The sequence below is a fragment of the Microbacterium thalli genome (assembly GCF_028737325.1).
Lineage (GTDB): Bacteria > Actinomycetota > Actinomycetes > Actinomycetales > Microbacteriaceae > Microbacterium > Microbacterium thalli.
In genome coordinates this window covers 1-15,937 of record NZ_JAQZCH010000003.1, presented here as the reverse complement: position 1 = coordinate 15,937, position 15,937 = coordinate 1, and the positions used below count along the sequence as shown (strand labels likewise).

Annotated in this window: 19 protein-coding genes and 1 pseudogene; 11 read left to right on the top strand and 9 right to left on the bottom strand. The window is 71.8% G+C overall.

Annotation, left to right across the window (positions count from 1 at the left end):
- Positions 1 to 2: 2 nt before the first annotated feature.
- Positions 3 to 284, top strand: coding sequence for a Dabb family protein (locus tag PUW82_RS14320; RefSeq protein WP_274222994.1), 282 nt, complete (start codon positions 3 to 5; stop codon positions 282 to 284).
- Here PUW82_RS14320 and PUW82_RS14315 read toward each other — a convergent pair.
- Positions 272 to 760 carry a DUF4916 domain-containing protein gene (locus PUW82_RS14315; RefSeq protein WP_274222993.1) on the bottom strand — a complete coding sequence of 163 codons (489 nt, stop codon included), beginning with the start codon at positions 758 to 760 and terminating at the stop codon, positions 272 to 274. The genes PUW82_RS14320 and PUW82_RS14315 overlap by 13 nt on opposite strands.
- Positions 761 to 814: 54 nt before the next feature.
- Positions 815 to 1,477 (bottom strand): excalibur calcium-binding domain-containing protein, encoded by a 663-nt coding sequence (locus PUW82_RS14310; RefSeq protein ID WP_274222992.1) that lies wholly within the window; start codon positions 1,475 to 1,477, stop codon positions 815 to 817.
- 180 nt (positions 1,478 to 1,657) lie between these two features.
- Here PUW82_RS14310 and PUW82_RS14305 point away from each other — a divergent pair.
- A pseudogene (locus PUW82_RS14305) lies at positions 1,658 to 1,831 on the top strand (DUF1905 domain-containing protein); the annotation flags it as partial.
- 94 nt (positions 1,832 to 1,925) lie between these two features.
- Here the strand turns inward: PUW82_RS14305 and PUW82_RS14300 are convergent.
- On the bottom strand, positions 1,926 to 2,348 hold the full coding sequence (locus PUW82_RS14300) for a winged helix-turn-helix transcriptional regulator (protein ID WP_274222991.1): 423 nt from the start codon (positions 2,346 to 2,348) through the stop codon (positions 1,926 to 1,928).
- Between the two features lie 84 nt (positions 2,349 to 2,432).
- Between PUW82_RS14300 and PUW82_RS14295 the strand changes: the two genes are divergently transcribed.
- Positions 2,433 to 3,248, top strand: a complete 816-nt coding sequence (locus tag PUW82_RS14295) for an NAD(P)H-binding protein (RefSeq protein ID WP_274222990.1) — start codon at positions 2,433 to 2,435, stop codon at positions 3,246 to 3,248.
- A gap of 108 nt (positions 3,249 to 3,356) precedes the next feature.
- Entirely contained in the window at positions 3,357 to 4,775 is a 1,419-nt protein-coding gene (locus PUW82_RS14290; RefSeq protein ID WP_274222989.1) for an HNH endonuclease signature motif containing protein, read from the top strand.
- Between the two features lie 32 nt (positions 4,776 to 4,807).
- Here PUW82_RS14290 and PUW82_RS14285 read toward each other — a convergent pair whose 3' ends face one another.
- On the bottom strand, positions 4,808 to 5,296 hold the full coding sequence (locus tag PUW82_RS14285) for an SRPBCC family protein (RefSeq protein WP_274222988.1): 489 nt from the start codon (positions 5,294 to 5,296) through the stop codon (positions 4,808 to 4,810).
- A 127-nt stretch (positions 5,297 to 5,423) separates the two neighbouring features.
- On the opposite strand from PUW82_RS14285, the gene PUW82_RS14280 reads away from it, so the two are divergent.
- A complete protein-coding gene (locus PUW82_RS14280) occupies positions 5,424 to 6,359 on the top strand; it encodes an aldo/keto reductase (RefSeq protein WP_274222987.1) in 936 nt (311 codons plus the stop codon).
- Between the two features lie 9 nt (positions 6,360 to 6,368).
- On the opposite strand, the gene PUW82_RS14275 is transcribed toward PUW82_RS14280, so the two are convergent.
- Both PUW82_RS14275 and PUW82_RS14270 read right to left on the bottom strand, forming a co-directional pair.
- Positions 6,369 to 7,289: a cation-transporting ATPase gene (locus tag PUW82_RS14275; protein ID WP_274222986.1), complete on the bottom strand. Its 921-nt coding sequence runs from the start codon at positions 7,287 to 7,289 to the stop codon at positions 6,369 to 6,371.
- 47 nt (positions 7,290 to 7,336) lie between these two features.
- Complete coding sequence (locus PUW82_RS14270; RefSeq protein ID WP_274222985.1) at positions 7,337 to 8,818, bottom strand: protein adenylyltransferase SelO; 1,482 nt, start codon at positions 8,816 to 8,818, stop codon at positions 7,337 to 7,339.
- 141 nt (positions 8,819 to 8,959) lie between these two features.
- On the opposite strand from PUW82_RS14270, the gene PUW82_RS14265 reads away from it, so the two are divergent.
- From PUW82_RS14265 to PUW82_RS14245, 5 genes are all read left to right on the top strand, one after another.
- The gene (locus tag PUW82_RS14265; protein ID WP_274222984.1) at positions 8,960 to 9,109 is read left to right on the top strand and encodes a hypothetical protein; all 150 of its coding nucleotides are present in this window, start codon (positions 8,960 to 8,962) and stop codon (positions 9,107 to 9,109) included.
- A gap of 107 nt (positions 9,110 to 9,216) precedes the next feature.
- Positions 9,217 to 10,527, top strand: a complete 1,311-nt coding sequence (locus PUW82_RS14260; protein ID WP_274222983.1) for a UDP-glucose dehydrogenase family protein — start codon at positions 9,217 to 9,219, stop codon at positions 10,525 to 10,527.
- A 67-nt stretch (positions 10,528 to 10,594) separates the two neighbouring features.
- Entirely contained in the window at positions 10,595 to 11,659 is a 1,065-nt protein-coding gene (locus PUW82_RS14255; protein ID WP_274222982.1) for an acyl-CoA dehydrogenase family protein, read from the top strand.
- Positions 11,653 to 13,008 (top strand): PIG-L family deacetylase, encoded by a 1,356-nt coding sequence (locus tag PUW82_RS14250; protein WP_274222981.1) that lies wholly within the window; start codon positions 11,653 to 11,655, stop codon positions 13,006 to 13,008. Before PUW82_RS14255 ends, PUW82_RS14250 begins: the two co-directional genes overlap by 7 nt.
- The gene (locus tag PUW82_RS14245) at positions 13,005 to 13,721 is read left to right on the top strand and encodes a glycosyltransferase (protein ID WP_274222980.1); all 717 of its coding nucleotides are present in this window, start codon (positions 13,005 to 13,007) and stop codon (positions 13,719 to 13,721) included. Before PUW82_RS14250 ends, PUW82_RS14245 begins: the two co-directional genes overlap by 4 nt.
- Here the strand turns inward: PUW82_RS14245 and PUW82_RS14240 are convergent, their stop codons facing one another.
- Positions 13,722 to 14,144: an acyl-CoA thioesterase gene (locus PUW82_RS14240; protein WP_274223084.1), complete on the bottom strand. Its 423-nt coding sequence runs from the start codon at positions 14,142 to 14,144 to the stop codon at positions 13,722 to 13,724.
- A gap of 181 nt (positions 14,145 to 14,325) precedes the next feature.
- On the opposite strand from PUW82_RS14240, the gene PUW82_RS14235 reads away from it, so the two are divergent.
- The gene (locus tag PUW82_RS14235; protein ID WP_274222979.1) at positions 14,326 to 14,577 is read left to right on the top strand and encodes a three-helix bundle dimerization domain-containing protein; all 252 of its coding nucleotides are present in this window, start codon (positions 14,326 to 14,328) and stop codon (positions 14,575 to 14,577) included.
- Here PUW82_RS14235 and PUW82_RS14230 read toward each other — a convergent pair.
- Positions 14,521 to 15,093, bottom strand: a complete 573-nt coding sequence (locus tag PUW82_RS14230) for a Na+/H+ antiporter subunit E (RefSeq protein WP_274222978.1) — start codon at positions 15,091 to 15,093, stop codon at positions 14,521 to 14,523. The genes PUW82_RS14235 and PUW82_RS14230 overlap by 57 nt on opposite strands.
- Positions 15,090 to 15,680 (bottom strand): hypothetical protein, encoded by a 591-nt coding sequence (locus tag PUW82_RS14225; protein ID WP_274222977.1) that lies wholly within the window; start codon positions 15,678 to 15,680, stop codon positions 15,090 to 15,092. The genes PUW82_RS14230 and PUW82_RS14225 overlap by 4 nt, the downstream gene beginning before the upstream one ends.
- Between the last annotated feature and the right edge of the window lie 257 nt (positions 15,681 to 15,937).

Below are 15,937 nucleotides of genomic sequence, written 5' to 3'. Positions count from 1 at the left end.
CGGTGTACCGCCACATCGTGCTCTTCCGCATTCACGATGGGGTGGCACGAGAACGAGTGACCGGGGCGACTGAATCGCTTCGGTCACTCGCCGTTCTTCCGGGCGTCGCGTCGTGGCGAATCGATCATTCGCTCGACACGCGTAAGGGGCTGGTTTTGGTCGAGGACGCCACCTTCGCGGATCGCTCGGCGTTCGAGGCGTTCCGGGCCGATCCGCGCCACGAAACGGTCGCCCAGCAGATGTCGGAGATCTCGGACTGGTGGATCGGGGACTACGAAACCTGACCCAGAAGTCGGCGGACCAGTTCGGCACTTCCGGGCCAGCTGTTCTCGGGCAAGCGGTCTGTCTCGAACCATTCGAATGCGAGCGCCTCTCCTTGAGGCGACGGATCGCCGAGCAAGCGCACGACGTACGACAACCCGATCGAGTGCTTTCGCTCATCGTTGCCGAACTGCGTGCCATCGTTCGGAGCGACAGCTGACGGGAACCACTCGTACACGTAGACCGGCTGCGCGTTGGGGGCGACGTCCGTCTCCACCCCCACGGTCTCGCGCGCATGCCGCTGCAGTCCCTGGACAATCGTCTCGCCACGACGGATGCGCCCGCCGAGGTGGCACCAGACTCGGCCATACGGCGACTCGCGCGAGATGAGACCTACCTGCCTACCGTCACCGACCTGACGCACGGGGACGAAATCGATACACGCGATCGGCATCGTCTGCTCGACCTGACGGTAGAACTCGTAGGGAAGAAGACTCACCCCGACATTGTCGCGCCGATCTCCCGCACACGACGCCACCCCGGCGTCCGGCGACTACTCGCAGCCGATACCGTCCCCGTCACGGTCGAGGTGGCGCCCGTAACCCGGGTCGCCCGAGCGGATCGGGGCGGCTCCAGCGTTGCGCACCGCTGTGCAGTTGTCGAACGACACGATCGCCGGGGCAGCGGGCGCCGGCGCAGGCGCTGAGACGGGCGCGGTCTGAGCCGAGACCTGTCCCTCCAGCTCGGCGATACGCGCGGCGCGAGCATCGAGCTCACCCTGGTTTGCGGTCGCGGCACCCTCAAGCTCGACGACCTTGGCTGCGGCGAGCGTGAGGGCCTCGGTGGTCTCGGTGAGCTCGGCGACCGCGGCATCCCGATCCGCCTGAGCGTCCGCGAGTGCCGCGTCGCTGTCTGCAGCGACCACCTCCGCCTCGCCGATGTCGCTTTCGAGCGCGGTCACCTTCTCTTTCAGCGACGACAGTTCGGCAACGGCACCCGAGCCGCCGATCGACGACCCGAGCAGAATCCCCACCGCGAGTGTGGATGCCGACGCGATCAGACCCATCTTCCGCGACATCCCTCGCTGCAGGAACGACGGCTGCTTCTCGGGCTCCACATCGTGCTCGGTCCAGGCGGCGCCGTCCCAGTAGCGCGACTGCCCCGCGGCGTGCGGTGCGGGATACCATCCGGCGGGCGGCAGGCTCGACTCGGTCATCTCTTTCCCCCATCCGGGCGGCACCGCTGCCGCCCGTAACTCGTGCGCGTCGCGCTCCCCGGCGCGATCCCCTGCGCCATCTTGGCGGAAAAGTCGGGAGCCCGCATCACCCGCGCATTCCGGATAGCGGGCCATCTCACGGGACGGCATCCGCGTCGCGCCCTCCCCTAACCTGACGGCATGAGCGCGAGCGAGCTACGGTTTCAGACGACCATCGGGGTCGCCATCAAAGGCGAGACATGGAGCTGCGTCGAGATCCCCGGCTCGGCCGAGTTCTTCGGCACGGGCAAAACGGTCCGCGTCGACGCGACGGTCGACGGCATCCTGCTCGAGAACGTCGGCGCCATGGTGGCCGGCACCGGCGGGCACATGGTGTCGCTCAACGCGAAGGTGCGCACAGCGCTCGGCAAGACGTCGGTGATGTCGTCGACGTCGTCATCGCCCCGCGCTAGCGGATGCCGTTGTCGGGATGCTGCGCGTCGTACGCCTGTCGCGCGTCCGCGATGCCGTCGCGGTTCTCGAGCGACCAGTCGGCGAGCGCCTTCACGAGGTGTGTCAGGCTCGCGCCGGTCTCGGTGAGGCGGTAGTCGACCTGGGCCGGAACGGTCGGGTAGACGGTCCGGATGACCAGGCCGTCGCGCTCGAGCCGGCGCACGGTGAGCGTCAGCATGCGCTGCGAGATGCCGTCGATCGCGCGCTGCAGCTCGCGGAAGCGACGCGCCCCGCTCGCCAGCTCGACGATCACGAGCACCGACCACTTGTCGCCGACGCGGTCGAGCACATCGCGGATCCCGCAGTCGGGATGGTCCGGCTGCCCGCACGGGTCGAGCTCCGCCGCTCCCGCGGTTACCTCCGTGTGCGTCACTGACATAGAACTGCCTCCTTGTGGCCCGGCCGCGACCGGTCGAAGCTCATCGTAGTTACTGATGAGAACCACCCAAGAGGACCCACAGCGATGATCATGGTCACCGGCGCGAACGGACAGCTCGCATCACTCACCCTCCACGAGCTGGCCGCTCGCGACATACCCACCATCGGCGGAACGCGCACGCCGACCGAGAGGCAACGGTTCATCGACTTCGACGATCCCGCCCGCCTCGACCTCACGGGCATCTCGACGCTGGTACTCATCTCGGCGGGCTACGCCGAGGACGATCACGTCATCACCCGGCACCGGACGATCCTGGATGCCGCTGCCCGCGACGGCGTCGCCCACGTCATCTACACGAGCCTGACGCGCGCCGGCGACCACCTCGGCTTCGCGCTCGCCCACCGCGTCACCGAGCAACTGATCCGCACCAGCGGCCTGCCGTGGACCATCCTGCGCAACGGTCTCTACGCCGAGCTGTTCGGAGCCCTGCTGACGTGGACGCCCGCCGGCCTCGAGTCCGCGTTCGGCGACGGCGCCCCTGCGGCGGTCGCGCGCGCCGACCTTGCCGCCGCCGCAGCGGTCGTCGCCAGCGACCCGCCTGCCCACCGCGGTGCCACCTACGACCTCGTCGGTGAGCCGATCACGGCATCCGGCGTCGCCGCGCGTCTCGGCGTCACCCACAGGACGATCGGGCTTTCCGAGTACCGCTCCCGACTCCTCGCGGACGACACACTTCTGGCGTTCCAACCGCCGATGCTGGCCTCGATCGCCAGCAGCATCCGTCATGGCCTGCTGCGCGACACGGGTTCCGACCTTGGACGCCTGCTCGACCGGCCGCTCACCGATGCCCTCGGTGTCGCAACCGACACCGCCGCCGCGATGCGGCCGAACGGGATGTGACCGCGCGTCCGGCGGGGCGACTCCTCCCCGACTGGCACCGTCGACGAGTTCTCCCCCATCGCGCGGATGTTCGGCTGCAGTGTCGTACCCACTTGGCAAGATGGGTACATGCAGGCGACAGGCGATGAGTTCGACGACCGGGATGCCGCGTCGTCCGAGTCGCCGTACGCGAGCATCATCGACCGGTTGACCGCGGCCGACGACGTCCTCCACGCCGCCCAGATCGAGCTGACCCGCGTGCTCGCCGACGCGGGTCGCACGGCGTTGGAGCGTGCGGCGGCGGCCACGTCGCGTCCCCGCGGCATGAACTCCGACATGGAGATGCGGTCGATCGCGGCCGAGATCGCGGGCCTGCGTCGCTCACACGATCGCCGCGCGCAGAACGAGATCGACCACGCCCTGACCATCGTCGACGACTACCCCGCGGTCTTCGACGCGTGGCGGGCCCGGCGGGTCACCCGCGAGCACGTCGACCTGGTCGTACGGACGGGATGCGGCATCGCCGACGACCTCCGCCCCGAGTACGAACAGGCCGCGATCGCGATCTGCGAGCGAGACATCGCATCGCGCGTGCGCGAGCCCCTGCGCAACCTCGCCGCCCGCCTGCGCCCCGACTCGTTCGCCGAGCGCCACCTCGCCGCATCCGCCAAGCGGGGCGTGTGGGTCACCCACGGCGACGACGGCATGTCCGAGCTCACCGCGACGCTGCCGGTGCTCATCGCCACCGGCATCCACGACCGCCTGACCGCCATGGCCCAGTCTGTCAAGGACGCCCGTCAGACCGCGTCGACCCGACCGGATGCCGCCGGCGAAGCCTTCGGGCTACCCACGTCCGCTCCCGGCGACGAAGCCGGCGGACCCGACCTCCGCACGATGGACCAGCTCCGCGCCGACGCGTTCGGCGACCTGCTGCTGGGCGGCGCCCCGGTCGTCGATCCCACGTACGGCACCGACGCGCCCGGACCCCTCGGGGCGATCCGCGCGCGGGTGCAGGTCGTGGTCACGGCTGACACGCTCACCGGCGTCGACAATGCGCCTGCCGAAGCCGCGGGCGCGTCGCTCATCGACGCCGACTCCGCGCGCGAGGTCGCCGCGCGCAGCGCCACGTGGGACCGCCTCTTCGTCGACCCGGTCACCCGCACCCCCGTCGAGACCGACACCTACCGGCCCACCGCCTCGATGCGACGGCTGCTGCAAGCGCGCGACCAGCACTGCCGGTTCCCCGGATGCCGCCGCGCCGCGATCCGCTGCGAGATCGACCACACCATCGACCACGCCCTCGGCGGACACACGCACATCTTCAACCTCGCCCACCTCTGCCAACGGCACCACTCGATGAAGCAGTTCACGAAGTGGCAGGTCCGGCAGGTCGGCGGCGGCGTTCTCGAGTGGACGTCACCCCGGGGTCGGGTCTATCGCGAAGACGTTCCCGTCCCCAGCGTGTGCTTCGTCCCCGAGCCGGTCTCAGCACCACCCGGACGACCGGGCGATCCCGGCGGACCGCCGGACGACCCGCCACCCTTCTGACACGCACCGCCCTGGGCCCGACGCCCGAGGATTCACGCCGCCCGGATGCGCTCCGCCTCGGCCAGCACGACCGGATCGACGCACCCGCGCGAGAACCCGGCGATCCGACGGTCGATGTCACGCTGCAGCAGCAACGCCCCCACCCGTTCCGCGATCGGCGCCAGCCACCGCGGACGACACGTGAAGTTGTAGCGCCACACCGCGAGCGTGCTCGACGCATCGCCCTCGACCGCACTGAACCGCCACCCGCCACCCATGCGCTCGAAGAACCACGACCCGCGCGTCATCTTCATCCCCACGTTGGTCGGCGGGTTGTACGAGACGTACTCGCTCTCCATCCGCAGACCGAACCGCTGCACCGTGAACGTCCGCACACCCTTCGCCGGCCGCTCCGCATCGATCAGGTGCTGCCGGCGGATGAACGGATCCCATCGCTTTCGCACCTCACCCTGCGTCTGCGACACCGCGAACGCGACCTCGACGGGAACGGGAACGACGCAACGCGACTCGACGACCGGCACGCGCCCATCGTGGCACGGACCGCCCGCGACCGAGCGGCCCCTCACCCGGGCAGCTGCCGCGATACTGAGAACGAACCGGCACCGGAACCCCACCGGAACCGAGCCCGCCCTGAGTCAACGGAGAATCATGCGCCACGTCCCCCTCGGTCGAAGCAACATCCAGGTCCCCAACGTCGTCGCCGGCATGATGCGCATCGAGGAGCTCTCCGACGACGACATCCGCGCCCTCTACGACAGCTCGCGCGCGGTGGGTGTCGACTTCTTCGACCACGCCGACATCTACGGCTCCACCCGCCACGCCTGCGAGCGACGCTTCACCGAAGCGCTGAAGCTCAGCGCTTCCGAGCGCGACGAGATCACGCTGCAGACCAAGACCGGCATCATGACCGACGAGTGGCACTTCGACCACTCCTACGAGCACATCGTCGCCTCGGCAGAAGAGTCGCTCGAAGCGCTCGGCACCGACCGCATCGACGTCCTGCTGCTGCACCGCCCCGACGCGCTCGTCGAGCCCGACGAGGTCGCCCGCGCGTTCGACCACCTCGAGTCATCCGGCAAGGTCCGCGCCTTCGGCGTCTCGAACCACACGCCCCGCCAGATCGACCTGCTCAAGACGGCCGTGACGCAGCCGCTCGTCGCCAACCAGGTGCAGCTGTCGATCACCCACTCGACGATCATCGCGCAGGGCCTCGCCTCGAACATGGCCGGCGAAGACGACTCGATCACCCGCGACGGCGGCGGCCTCGTCGACTACTCCCGCATCAACGGCATCACCCTGCAGGCGTGGTCGCCGTTCCAGAAGGGCTTCTTCGACGGCGTCATCTTCGGCGCCGAGGAGTACCCCGAACTCAACGCCAAGCTCGACGAGCTCGCCGCGAAGTACGGCGTCACACCCACCGCGATCGCCACCGCCTGGATCACCCGTCACCCCGCCGGCATGCAGGTGGTGCTCGGCACCACGAACCCGCAGCGCGTCGCGGATGCCGCCGCAGGCAGCGAGATCCCGCTCACGCGCGCCGAGTGGTACGGGCTCATCCAGGCCGCCGGACACATGGTGCCCTGAGCCGCAGGGTCAGCGTCCGAACAGGTCACCCAGGTTCGGCAGCTCGAAGTTCGACAGCTGCTCGCCGAACCCGGAGACGTGATCGGCCGCGCCTGACACCTGCTCGCCCAGGCCGCCGGTCAGCGCCTCGGCGTCGAAGCCCGACACCAGGGTCTCGGGATCGATGCCCGACGCGATCGCATCGAAATCGACCAGGCCCGCGGCCTGCTCGAGCAGCGGCGCCGCGACCGCGCTGACCACGGCACCACCCGCGACAGCCGCCAGCAGACCACCCGCCGCGGCGCCCCCGACACCGGCACCCACGCCGGCGAGCGCACCCGACCGCGCGCCACCACCACCACCGCCACCAGCGCCGACACCGCCGCGCACCCGCGCGAGCACGCCACGCAGCGACCCGGGCCGCATCATCTCGGCGCGCGTCGCCGCGCGAGCGAGGTGGTCCGGCTCCGACGAGCGAGGCCGCTCATGCGGCGGAAGATCGCCGGCGAGACGCTGCTCGACCTCGGCGCGCTGCGTCGGCGTCAGCCGAGCGAAGGCCTCGCGGTGGATCTGCTCGAGCTGCGTCGGGTCCGCCGTCTTCACGAGGTAGTCGTACCGGGCGATCGCCGCGCGATCCGCGTCCGTCACGCCACCGCGGGCCGCGCTGCGCGAACCCGCACCGGCACCAGCGCCCCCACCGGCACCGGCGCCAGCCCGGGGAGGCGTGAGCCCGACCGACCCGCGCCCCGGCGCAGCGGCCCCGGCCCCGGCACCCGCTCCAGCGCCCGGCCGCGATTCATCACGGGTGTCCCGCGCGTCACCGGTCAGCGCATCCGCCGCGCTCCGCACGACCGACCGGCAGTCCGACCCGCCGGCACCCGCCGAACCGGAACCGTTCTTGTCGCCGAGCGCCTTCGAGGCCATACCGATCAGACGATTGAGCTTGCTCATCCCGGCACCGTAGACGACCAGCTGATGAGGCCTCTGAGAGCCCGACCTCAGGTGCCGCAGAACGTCCGGTACCCGGCGATGAAGTCCGCCGTCGCCGGCTCCGCGTACCGCTGCGCCCCCGACCGCTCGGTGAACGGCGTCGACAGCACCATCGTCAGCCAGCGCAGCGGCTCGAGATCACCGGATGTCGCCGCCGCGAGCGCCTCTTCGACGAGGTGGTTCCGCGGAATGTAGATCGGGTTCGCGGCATCCATCACCTCGGCGTCCGGCCCGAAGGACCGCCACCGCTCGACCCACGCGTCGAGCCCGTCCGACACACCCACCGCCTGCTCGAGCGCCGCCGCATCTCCCCGCGCGGCGCTCGACAGGGCCCGGAACGACGACGTGTAGTCCGCGCGCGTCCACGCCAGCAGATCGTGGAACTCACCGGCGAGCGCCTCGGCGTCTGCATCGCTCGCCGAGGCCGCGCCCGCACCGGCGCCCACCAGCCCGAGCTTCCGCCGCATCCCCGCCGCCCGCGCCGCGCCGAACAGCGGCCGGAACTCTGCGAGCGCCTCCTGCGCCAGCTCGACGCCCCGCTCGAGCTCGTCGTCGAACAGCGGCAGCATCGCCTCGGCGAGCCGCGCGAGGTTCCACTCGGCGATGTAGGGCTGGTTCCCGTACGCGTACCGACCCTGCGTGTCGATCGAGCTGAACACGGTCGCCGGGTCGTAGGCATCCATGAACGCGCACGGTCCGTAGTCGATCGTCTCGCCCGACAGCGTCATGTTGTCGGTGTTCATCACGCCGTGCACGAACCCGACGAGCATCCACCGCGCCACGAGGTCCGCCTGCGCCGCGACCACCGCGCGGAACAGCCCGAGCGCCGGCACCGCGCCATCCGCGGCCTCGGGGTGATGCCGCGCGATCGCGTAGTCGACCACCGCCCGCAGCACCTCGATGTCGCCCGTCCCGCGCGCGAAGTCCACGCTGCCCACCCGCAGGTGACTCGCGGCCACCCGTGCGAGCACCGCGCCCGGCAGCGCCGACTCGCGCTGCACGTCGCGCCCCGTCGCGACGACCGCGAGCGAGCGCGTCGTCGGGATCCCCAGCGCGTGCATCGCCTCGCTCATCACGTATTCGCGCAGCATCGGCCCCACCGCCGCCAGCCCGTCGCCCGCGCGAGCGAACGGCGTCGGCCCCGACCCCTTCAGGTGCAGGTCGCGCAGCGAACCGTCCGGCGCCCGCAGCTCGCCCAGCAGCAACGCCCGGCCATCGCCGAGCCGCGGTGAGAACCCACCGAACTGGTGCCCCGAGTACGCCTGCGCCACCGGCGTCGCGCCGGGCGGCACCGCGACACCGACGAGCGTCCGCACCCCGAGTTCGCTCCGCAAGAAAGCCACGTCGAGCCCCAGCTCATCGGCCAGCGACTCGTTCAGCACGAGCAGCCGCGGATCCGGCGCGGCATCCGCCGGCCACCGCACCGCCAGGGCCGGCAGCGCGTCGGCGAACTCGTGCGACAGCGACAGCGACACAGACGGCTCCGACATGCATCGAGGCTACGCGCGCACCACACTTCGAGGGCCGGATGCCGCAACACAGCGCCTCCCGGATCACCTACAGTGGGCGGTGAGTTCCAGGACACGCCGCCGTGAGCACCTGGGACTTTCGCTTTTTCAGAGGGGGACACCATGATGGCCAGTCGTCGACGCCGCCGCCGTCGCGTGAACGCCGCGCCCTCGCGTCCACCCGGCTCGAGCTCGCGCTGGGTCTACGTGGGCGTCGCGCTGGTGGCGCTGGGCGCGATCGCCCTCGTGACCGCCGCGCTCCTCACCCGCTGATCACACCCGCACTCCATGGCACGCCGCGCCCCTCGTTTACACGCCGGTCGCATGAAATTGGTATGAAGGAACGTCGGCCCTTCCCGGGTTCACGGAAAGAGAGCGCCATGCGTCTGTCGGTTATCGGTTGCGGTTACCTCGGAGCGGTCCACGCCGCAGCGATGGCCTCCATCGGCCACGAGGTCGTCGGCATCGACGTCGACGAGCGCAAGATCGCCTCGCTCTCGCGCGGTGAAGCGCCGTTCTTCGAGCCGGGGCTGCAAGAGATCCTGAGCGAGGGTCTCGCGTCCGGCCGCCTGCGCTTCTCGACCGACATGGCGGATGCCGCCGGCGCGAAGGTCCACTTCGTCGGCGTCGGCACCCCGCAGCAGAAGGACGGGTACGCCGCCGACCTCACCTACGTCAACGCCGCCGTCGACGCCCTCATCCCCCACCTCGCCGAGGGCGACATCGTCGCCGGCAAGTCCACGGTCCCGGTCGGCACCGCCGCGACCCTCGCCGAGCGCGTGACCCCCACCGGCGCGACCCTCGTCTGGAACCCGGAGTTCCTGCGCGAGGGCTGGGCCGTGCAGGACACCATCGACCCCGACCGCCTCGTCGCGGGCGTCCCCGCGGGCGCCGAGGGCGAGCGCGCCGCCGACGTCCTGCGCGAGGTGTACCACCCCTCGGTCGCCAAGAACACGCCGTTCATCGTCACCGACCTCGCCACCGCCGAGCTCGTCAAGGTCGCCGCCAACGCGTTCCTCGCGACGAAGATCAGCTTCATCAACGCGATGGCCGAGATCGCCGAGGTCACCGGCGCCGACGTCACGACCCTCGCCGACGCGATCGGCCACGACGCCCGCATCGGCCGCCGCTTCCTCGGCGCCGGCATCGGCTTCGGCGGCGGCTGCCTGCCCAAGGACATCCGCGCGTTCTCGGCCCGCGCCGAAGAGCTCGGCCGCGGCGAGTCGGTCGCGTTCCTCCGAGAGATCGACGCCATCAACATGCGCCGCCGCGACCGCGCCGTCGACCTCGTCGTCAGTGCGCTCGGCGGCTCGGTGTACAAGAAGAACGTCACGGTGCTCGGTGCCGCGTTCAAGCCGCACAGCGACGACATCCGCGACTCCCCCGCGCTCGACGTCGCCGTGCGCCTCCACGGCCTCGGCGCCTGGGTCACCGTCACCGACCCCGAGGCGATCGAGAACGCCCGCCGCATCCACCCGCAGCTGAACTACGTCGAGGACCGCGACGAGGCCCTCCGCGCCGCCGACGCGGTCATCGTCGTGACCGAATGGGACGAGTACCGTCGCCAGCTCGACCCCGAGCACGCCTCGTCACTCGCGACCGGCCGCGTCATCGTCGACGGCCGCAACTGCCTGGATGCCGCCGCCTGGCGCGCCGCCGGGTGGGACTACTACGGCATGGGACGCCCCTGACATACACCACGGCGCCGGTTTGAGCACTCGGAACCGAAGGGCCGGCGCCACAGGCGATGATGAAACGGTGCCCGCTGATCGCGACCCGAGACCCGCTCACCTCCTGACGGACGAGCCGCTCGCAGACGGCGTCATCTCCCGCGCGCTCGATGCCGCCTCCCGCGTCGACGGGTTCGGGACGGACACCGCCGCCACCCTCGCGTGGGCGGTCGCGGTCGGCGCCGATCGACCGGCCCATCGCCCGGTCGTCGACGACTGGTCGCTCCTCGCCGCGGTCGCGAGCCGCGACGTCGCCGCCGCGCGCATCCTCGAACCGCACCTCGACGCACTCGACATCCTCGATCAAGCGGCTCGCGACGGGTTCGACCTCGACCTCGCACCGATCGGGGCGACCGCCGCGTCGTCGTGGGGCGTCTTCGCCGCCGAAGGGGCCGGCATGCGACTCGAAGCCCAGCACGCCGGCGACGGCTGGCGCCTCTCGGGCACGAAGCCGTGGTGCTCGCTCGCCGAGCACCTCTCGCACGCGCTCGTCACCGCGTGGGTGGGCGACACCCGCCGACTCTTCGCCGTCGCCCTGCGCACCCCCCAGGTGTCTGCCCGTCGCGGCCCGTGGCATGCCCGCGGACTCGCGCAGGTCGTGAGCGCCCCGGTCGATTTCGCCGGGGCCACCGCGGTCCCTGTCGGCCAGGCGGGCTGGTACCTGCGCCGCCCCGGATTCGCCCGCGGCGGCATCGGCGTCGCCTCGTGCTGGTGGGGCGCAGCCGTGCGCCTGCGCGGTGCCCTGCTCGAGGCCGCCCAGCGCCCCGAGGCCGATCAGTTGTCTCGCGTGCACCTCGGCCGCGTCGACACCGCCCTGTGGAATGCACGGCTGACGCTGCAGACCGCCGCGGCGACCATCGACGCCGATCCCGACCCGGCACTGCTCGCCGGCCGCGTCCGCGCGGTCGTGGTGGATGCCGTCGAGACGACGCTCGCCGAGTCCGCTCGCGCTCTCGGCCCTCTGCCGCTCGTGGCAGACGAGACCTACGCGCGCCGCGTCGCCGACCTGCAGATCTACGTCCGCCAGCACCACGGCGAACGCGACCTCGCCCGCCTCGGCGCGAGCGTCAGCGAGGGACGCGGCGCATGGTGAGCTTCAGCCACCGCGACCCCGGCACCGCCGAAGCGACATGGGCCGCCGCCTTCGCGGACCGCTCACTGCCGGCACTGCCCGAGGACTTCGACCACCTCGTCGTCGTCGCGGCACATCCCGATGACGAGACCCTCGGCGTCGCCGGCCTCATGGCGCGCACGGTTCGGCGCGGTGGGACGGTCGCGGTCCTCATCGCGACCGACGGCGAGGGGTCGCATCCCGATTCGCCGACCCACACCCCGATCGACCTGGCCCGCCTGCGCCGCGATGAGGCCGAGCGCGCGCTCGACCGCCTGTCCCCCCGCATCCGGCGACGATTCCTCGGCCTTCCCGACGGCGGCACCGACACCCACCGCGACGAGATCGCCACCGCACTCCGCGACACGCTGATCAGTGGCCGGACGCTCGTGGTCTCGACCTGGACGGGCGACGGCCACCGCGACCACCGCGTCGTGGGCGAGGTCGTCGGGCAGGTGTGCGGCGAGCGCGACATCCCCTGGCGGTCCTACCCGATCTGGCTCTGGCACTGGGGCACGCCCGACGATGCTCCCTGGGACGACCTCGACGTCGTGACACTCGACGAGGACGCGGTCGAGGCGAAGCGCGCCGCCACCCGCCTCCACCGCTCGCAAGTCGAGCCGCTCTCGCCCGCCGCGGGCGACGAGGAGATGCTCCACGCGGGGATGCAGCAGCACTTCGAGCGCCCCTTCGAGGTCTTCGTCCGTCCCCCGCGCGACAGCGGCAGCCTCACGCGCGACTTCTTCGACGCGTTCTACCACCGCAACGGCGACGACCCCTGGGGCTTCGACTCGCGGTGGTACGAACAGCGCAAGCGGGCGGTCACGGTGGCGAGCCTGCCCCGCGCGCGTTACCGGTCGGCTCTCGAACTCGGCTGCTCGACGGGTGCGCTCACCGCTCTCCTCGCCGACCGCTGCGACACCGTGCTCGCGCTCGACATCGCCGAGGTCCCGCTCGCCGTCGCCGCGCGGCGCCTCGGCGAACGCCCGGGCGTCCGCTTCGCCCGCGCCGGGCTGCCCGCGCAGTGGCCCGCGGGCACGTTCGATCTCATCGTCCTGTCCGAGGTCGGCTACTACTGGGACCGCGCCGACCTCACCCGGGCGGTCGCGCGGATCGCCGCATCCCTGACCCCCGACGGCCACCTCATCGCCTGCCATTGGCGGCATCCGGTGGCGGAGTACCCCCTCTCCGGCGACGAGGTCCACGCCGCGCTCGATGCCGAGCAGGTGCTGGGCCGCCTCCTCCGGCACGAGGAGGAGGACTTCGTCCTCGAGGTGTTCGGCAGCAGCCAGGCCCGGTCGGTCGCGGCCGAGACCGGCCTCGTCCCGTGACGCCGCTCGCTGTGGCCGTCGTCGTGCCCGTGCACGATGAAGCCGCCCTGCTGGACGCCTGCCTCGCCGCCCTCACCGCGGCGCTCGATCACACGCGTCGAACACATCCGGGCATCAGGATCGCGCCCGTCGTCGTCCTCGACGCCTGCACCGACGCCTCCGAGCGCATCGCGCGCTCGTGGCCCGTGAGCATCCTGCGCATCGACGCGCGCCGCGTCGGCACCGCACGTCGCCGGGGAGTCGCGGCGGCCCTCGCCGAACTCGGCGACCCCGCACCCGACGAGACCTGGATCGCGACGACCGACGGCGACTCCACCGTCCCCCTCACCTGGCTCGACCACCAGCTCGACCTCCGCGCCGCGGGCGCCCAGGTCGTGCTCGGAACCGTGCGCCCGGATTTCGCCGACCTCACCCCCGCCCACGCCACGCACTGGCTCGACACCCATCCCCGCGGCGAGCCCGCCGGCAACGTCCACGGGGCGAACCTCGGGATGAGCGGCGCCGTCCATCTGGCGGCGGGAGGCTTCCCCGACCTCGACGAGCACGAGGACGTCGAGATCGTTCGCGCCGCACGCGCGGCGGGCGCCCGAGTCGTGGCGACCGACCGCAACGAGGTCACGACCTCGGGACGGTTCGAGGGGCGCACTCCCGGGGGCTATGCGGCCTTCGTGCACGCCACCCACGAGCGCATCTCGGGCCGGGCGGGCCGGTGATCAGGGCAGCCGCACCGAATCGGTGCGGGGGTGCTCGCGCGGCATCCGGTCACGGTCGTACGTGATCGCGGAGTAGCCGTGCGGGATCGGCTGCCCCTCCTCGTCGACGCTCACGAACACGAGCCGCTCGATCGAGAGGATGCGCTTGCGCGTGATCATGTTGCGCACCACCGCGCGCATCGTCAGCGACGTCCGGCCGAAGTGCGTCGCGGTCAGCCCCATCTCGACCAGGTCGCCCTGCACCGCCGACGACTCGAAGTTGATCTCCGAGATGAGCTTCGTCACGACGCGGTAGTTGCCGAGCTGGATGATCGCGTAGATCGCCGCCTCTTCGTCGATCCACCGCAGCAGGCTGCCGCCGAACAGCGTCCCGTTCGCGTTGAGGTCTTCCGGACGCACCCACTTGCGGGTGTGGAAGTTGATGCCGTCCTCCGACCAGTACCACTCGGGCTTCGCGGTATCGGGATTCGCGGTGTCGGGGTTCGCTGCGTCGGGGTTCGCGTTGTCGGTCACGTTCATCCAGCGTAGCCGCGCGAATCATCGCACGCCGGGCCCGTCCGCGCGAGAGCTGTTGCGGCACGGCGGATCGACCGAGGATGTCGGCATGGACAAGCCCACGAGAGACTACGACGCCGCCGAGCTGGTCGACGAGGTCACCGGTCGCGTCAGCAAGCGCCTACCCGACGTCGACGGCGACCTCATCCGCCGCGAGGCCGAGGCGTCGGTCGAGAGCCACGCCGACGCCCGCGTCACCGACTTCCTGGGCATCATCGCCGAGCGCGAGACCCGCGAGCGCCTGTCAGGGGTGGCCGAGGCCGGGGCCGACATCGACACCAGCGTCCCGCCCCCGAGCTGACCACACCCGCTCGATCCGCGCGATGCGGCCCTCGAGCGCGTCGAGCGAGCCCGCCACGTCGACGGCGGGGCTGATCGCGTGCACCTCGAGCCGGTCGCCGTCGAGCCGCGCCGTCAGGCTCCCGGGCATGAGGTTCGCGACCAGCGCGAGGGCGCCGCGCGCGGTCGGCGTCGCCAACGCGGTCGTGTACGCGAACCATTCCGGAGCGATGTCGGGGCGCGGCAGCCACAGCGCCCGGCGCGCGACATCGAGCCCGCCCACCACCGAGCGCCACAGCACCCACCCGGCCAGTTCGACGCACCACAGGATGCCGCGCGCGCGGCGTCCGACGCCGATGCGGCCGCCGCGCGGACGCCCGGTCAGGACGTACGACGCCGCGACGACGAGCGGCACCGCCACCGCACCGTAGCCGAGCGCGTCGAGCGACGCCTCGGTCGCGGCGAGCCACACCCCGGTGAGGACGACCACCCGCCCGACCACCGACCCGATCAGTAACCCGAGCACCGATCCGCTCACGGCATCCCTCCCCCGTTCGCGAACACCGCGGCGCACAGAACCACGGCGAGCGCGATCACCAGCACGACGCCCGAGCCGCGCCAGCTTCCGATCGCCCGCTGCACCCGTTCGACGACCGGTCCCGGCTTCGGGCCTGCGACGAGGCGGGCGACGGCGGCGCCGCGCACGCGACCCAGCGCCTCCGACCCGGCGGTCAGCGCGCGCACCAGCCCGCGCGCCGCGCGCTCCTCGAGAACGACGATGTCGCCGGGCGGCACGCTCGGTACCGGCCGCGACGAGCGCCGCGCCGAACGCCACGCCACGACGGCGAGCGCGAGCCCGAGCAGCAGCGGCCACGACTGAGCCCACAGCGCCGACGGATCGAACCACCCCGGCAGGCTGAGCGGCGGCTGCCGCGCCGCCGCGAGCACCGCGACCGGCACGACCGCCCCGGCTGCCAGCGCCGCCCACGCGACCGCCCGCGTCCGCGGGGTCTGCTTCGGGGCGCGCTCGCGACGCAGCAGCACGACCGCGAACCGCGCCAGCAGCAGCGTCGACCCGACGCCGAACCACGGCAGCACGTCCGCGACACCCATGCCGGCGGCCACACCGACGGCCTCAGGATGCACACGAGCAGCACCGCGGCGGCGGCGGTCAGCGCGATCGGCACGGCAGCCATGGCGTCCCCCCTCTGACGTCAAGCTCCAGGCTATCCAGAATACGAAGGTTCGCCTGTGCCGACGCTGACCGCCCGGGACGGGCTACCGCAGCGCTCCGGTGCGGGGCTGCCGGCGGTCGTCGGTGGTCTGTCCGTAAACGTTCTGGTACCGGTCGTAGAGCTTGTCGATCGACTCCTGCGGGATCG

Bases quoted from the DNA above. Each gene is read 5' to 3' on its own strand.
- PUW82_RS14310 (WP_274222992.1), bottom strand. From the start codon at position 1,477: ATGACCGAGTCGAGCCTGCCGCCCGCCGGATGGTATCCCGCACCGCAC.
- PUW82_RS14250 (WP_274222981.1), top strand. From the start codon at position 11,653: ATGGTGAGCTTCAGCCACCGCGACCCCGGCACCGCCGAAGCGACATGG.
- PUW82_RS14235 (WP_274222979.1), top strand. From the start codon at position 14,326: ATGGACAAGCCCACGAGAGACTACGACGCCGCCGAGCTGGTCGACGAG.
- PUW82_RS14265 (WP_274222984.1), top strand. From the start codon at position 8,960: ATGATGGCCAGTCGTCGACGCCGCCGCCGTCGCGTGAACGCCGCGCCC.
- PUW82_RS14295 (WP_274222990.1), top strand. From the start codon at position 2,433: ATGATCATGGTCACCGGCGCGAACGGACAGCTCGCATCACTCACCCTC.
- PUW82_RS14270 (WP_274222985.1), bottom strand. From the start codon at position 8,818: ATGTCGGAGCCGTCTGTGTCGCTGTCGCTGTCGCACGAGTTCGCCGAC.
- PUW82_RS14300 (WP_274222991.1), bottom strand. From the start codon at position 2,348: ATGTCAGTGACGCACACGGAGGTAACCGCGGGAGCGGCGGAGCTCGAC.
- PUW82_RS14290 (WP_274222989.1), top strand. From the start codon at position 3,357: ATGCAGGCGACAGGCGATGAGTTCGACGACCGGGATGCCGCGTCGTCC.
- PUW82_RS14280 (WP_274222987.1), top strand. From the start codon at position 5,424: ATGCGCCACGTCCCCCTCGGTCGAAGCAACATCCAGGTCCCCAACGTC.
- PUW82_RS14260 (WP_274222983.1), top strand. From the start codon at position 9,217: ATGCGTCTGTCGGTTATCGGTTGCGGTTACCTCGGAGCGGTCCACGCC.
- PUW82_RS14275 (WP_274222986.1), bottom strand. From the start codon at position 7,289: ATGAGCAAGCTCAATCGTCTGATCGGTATGGCCTCGAAGGCGCTCGGC.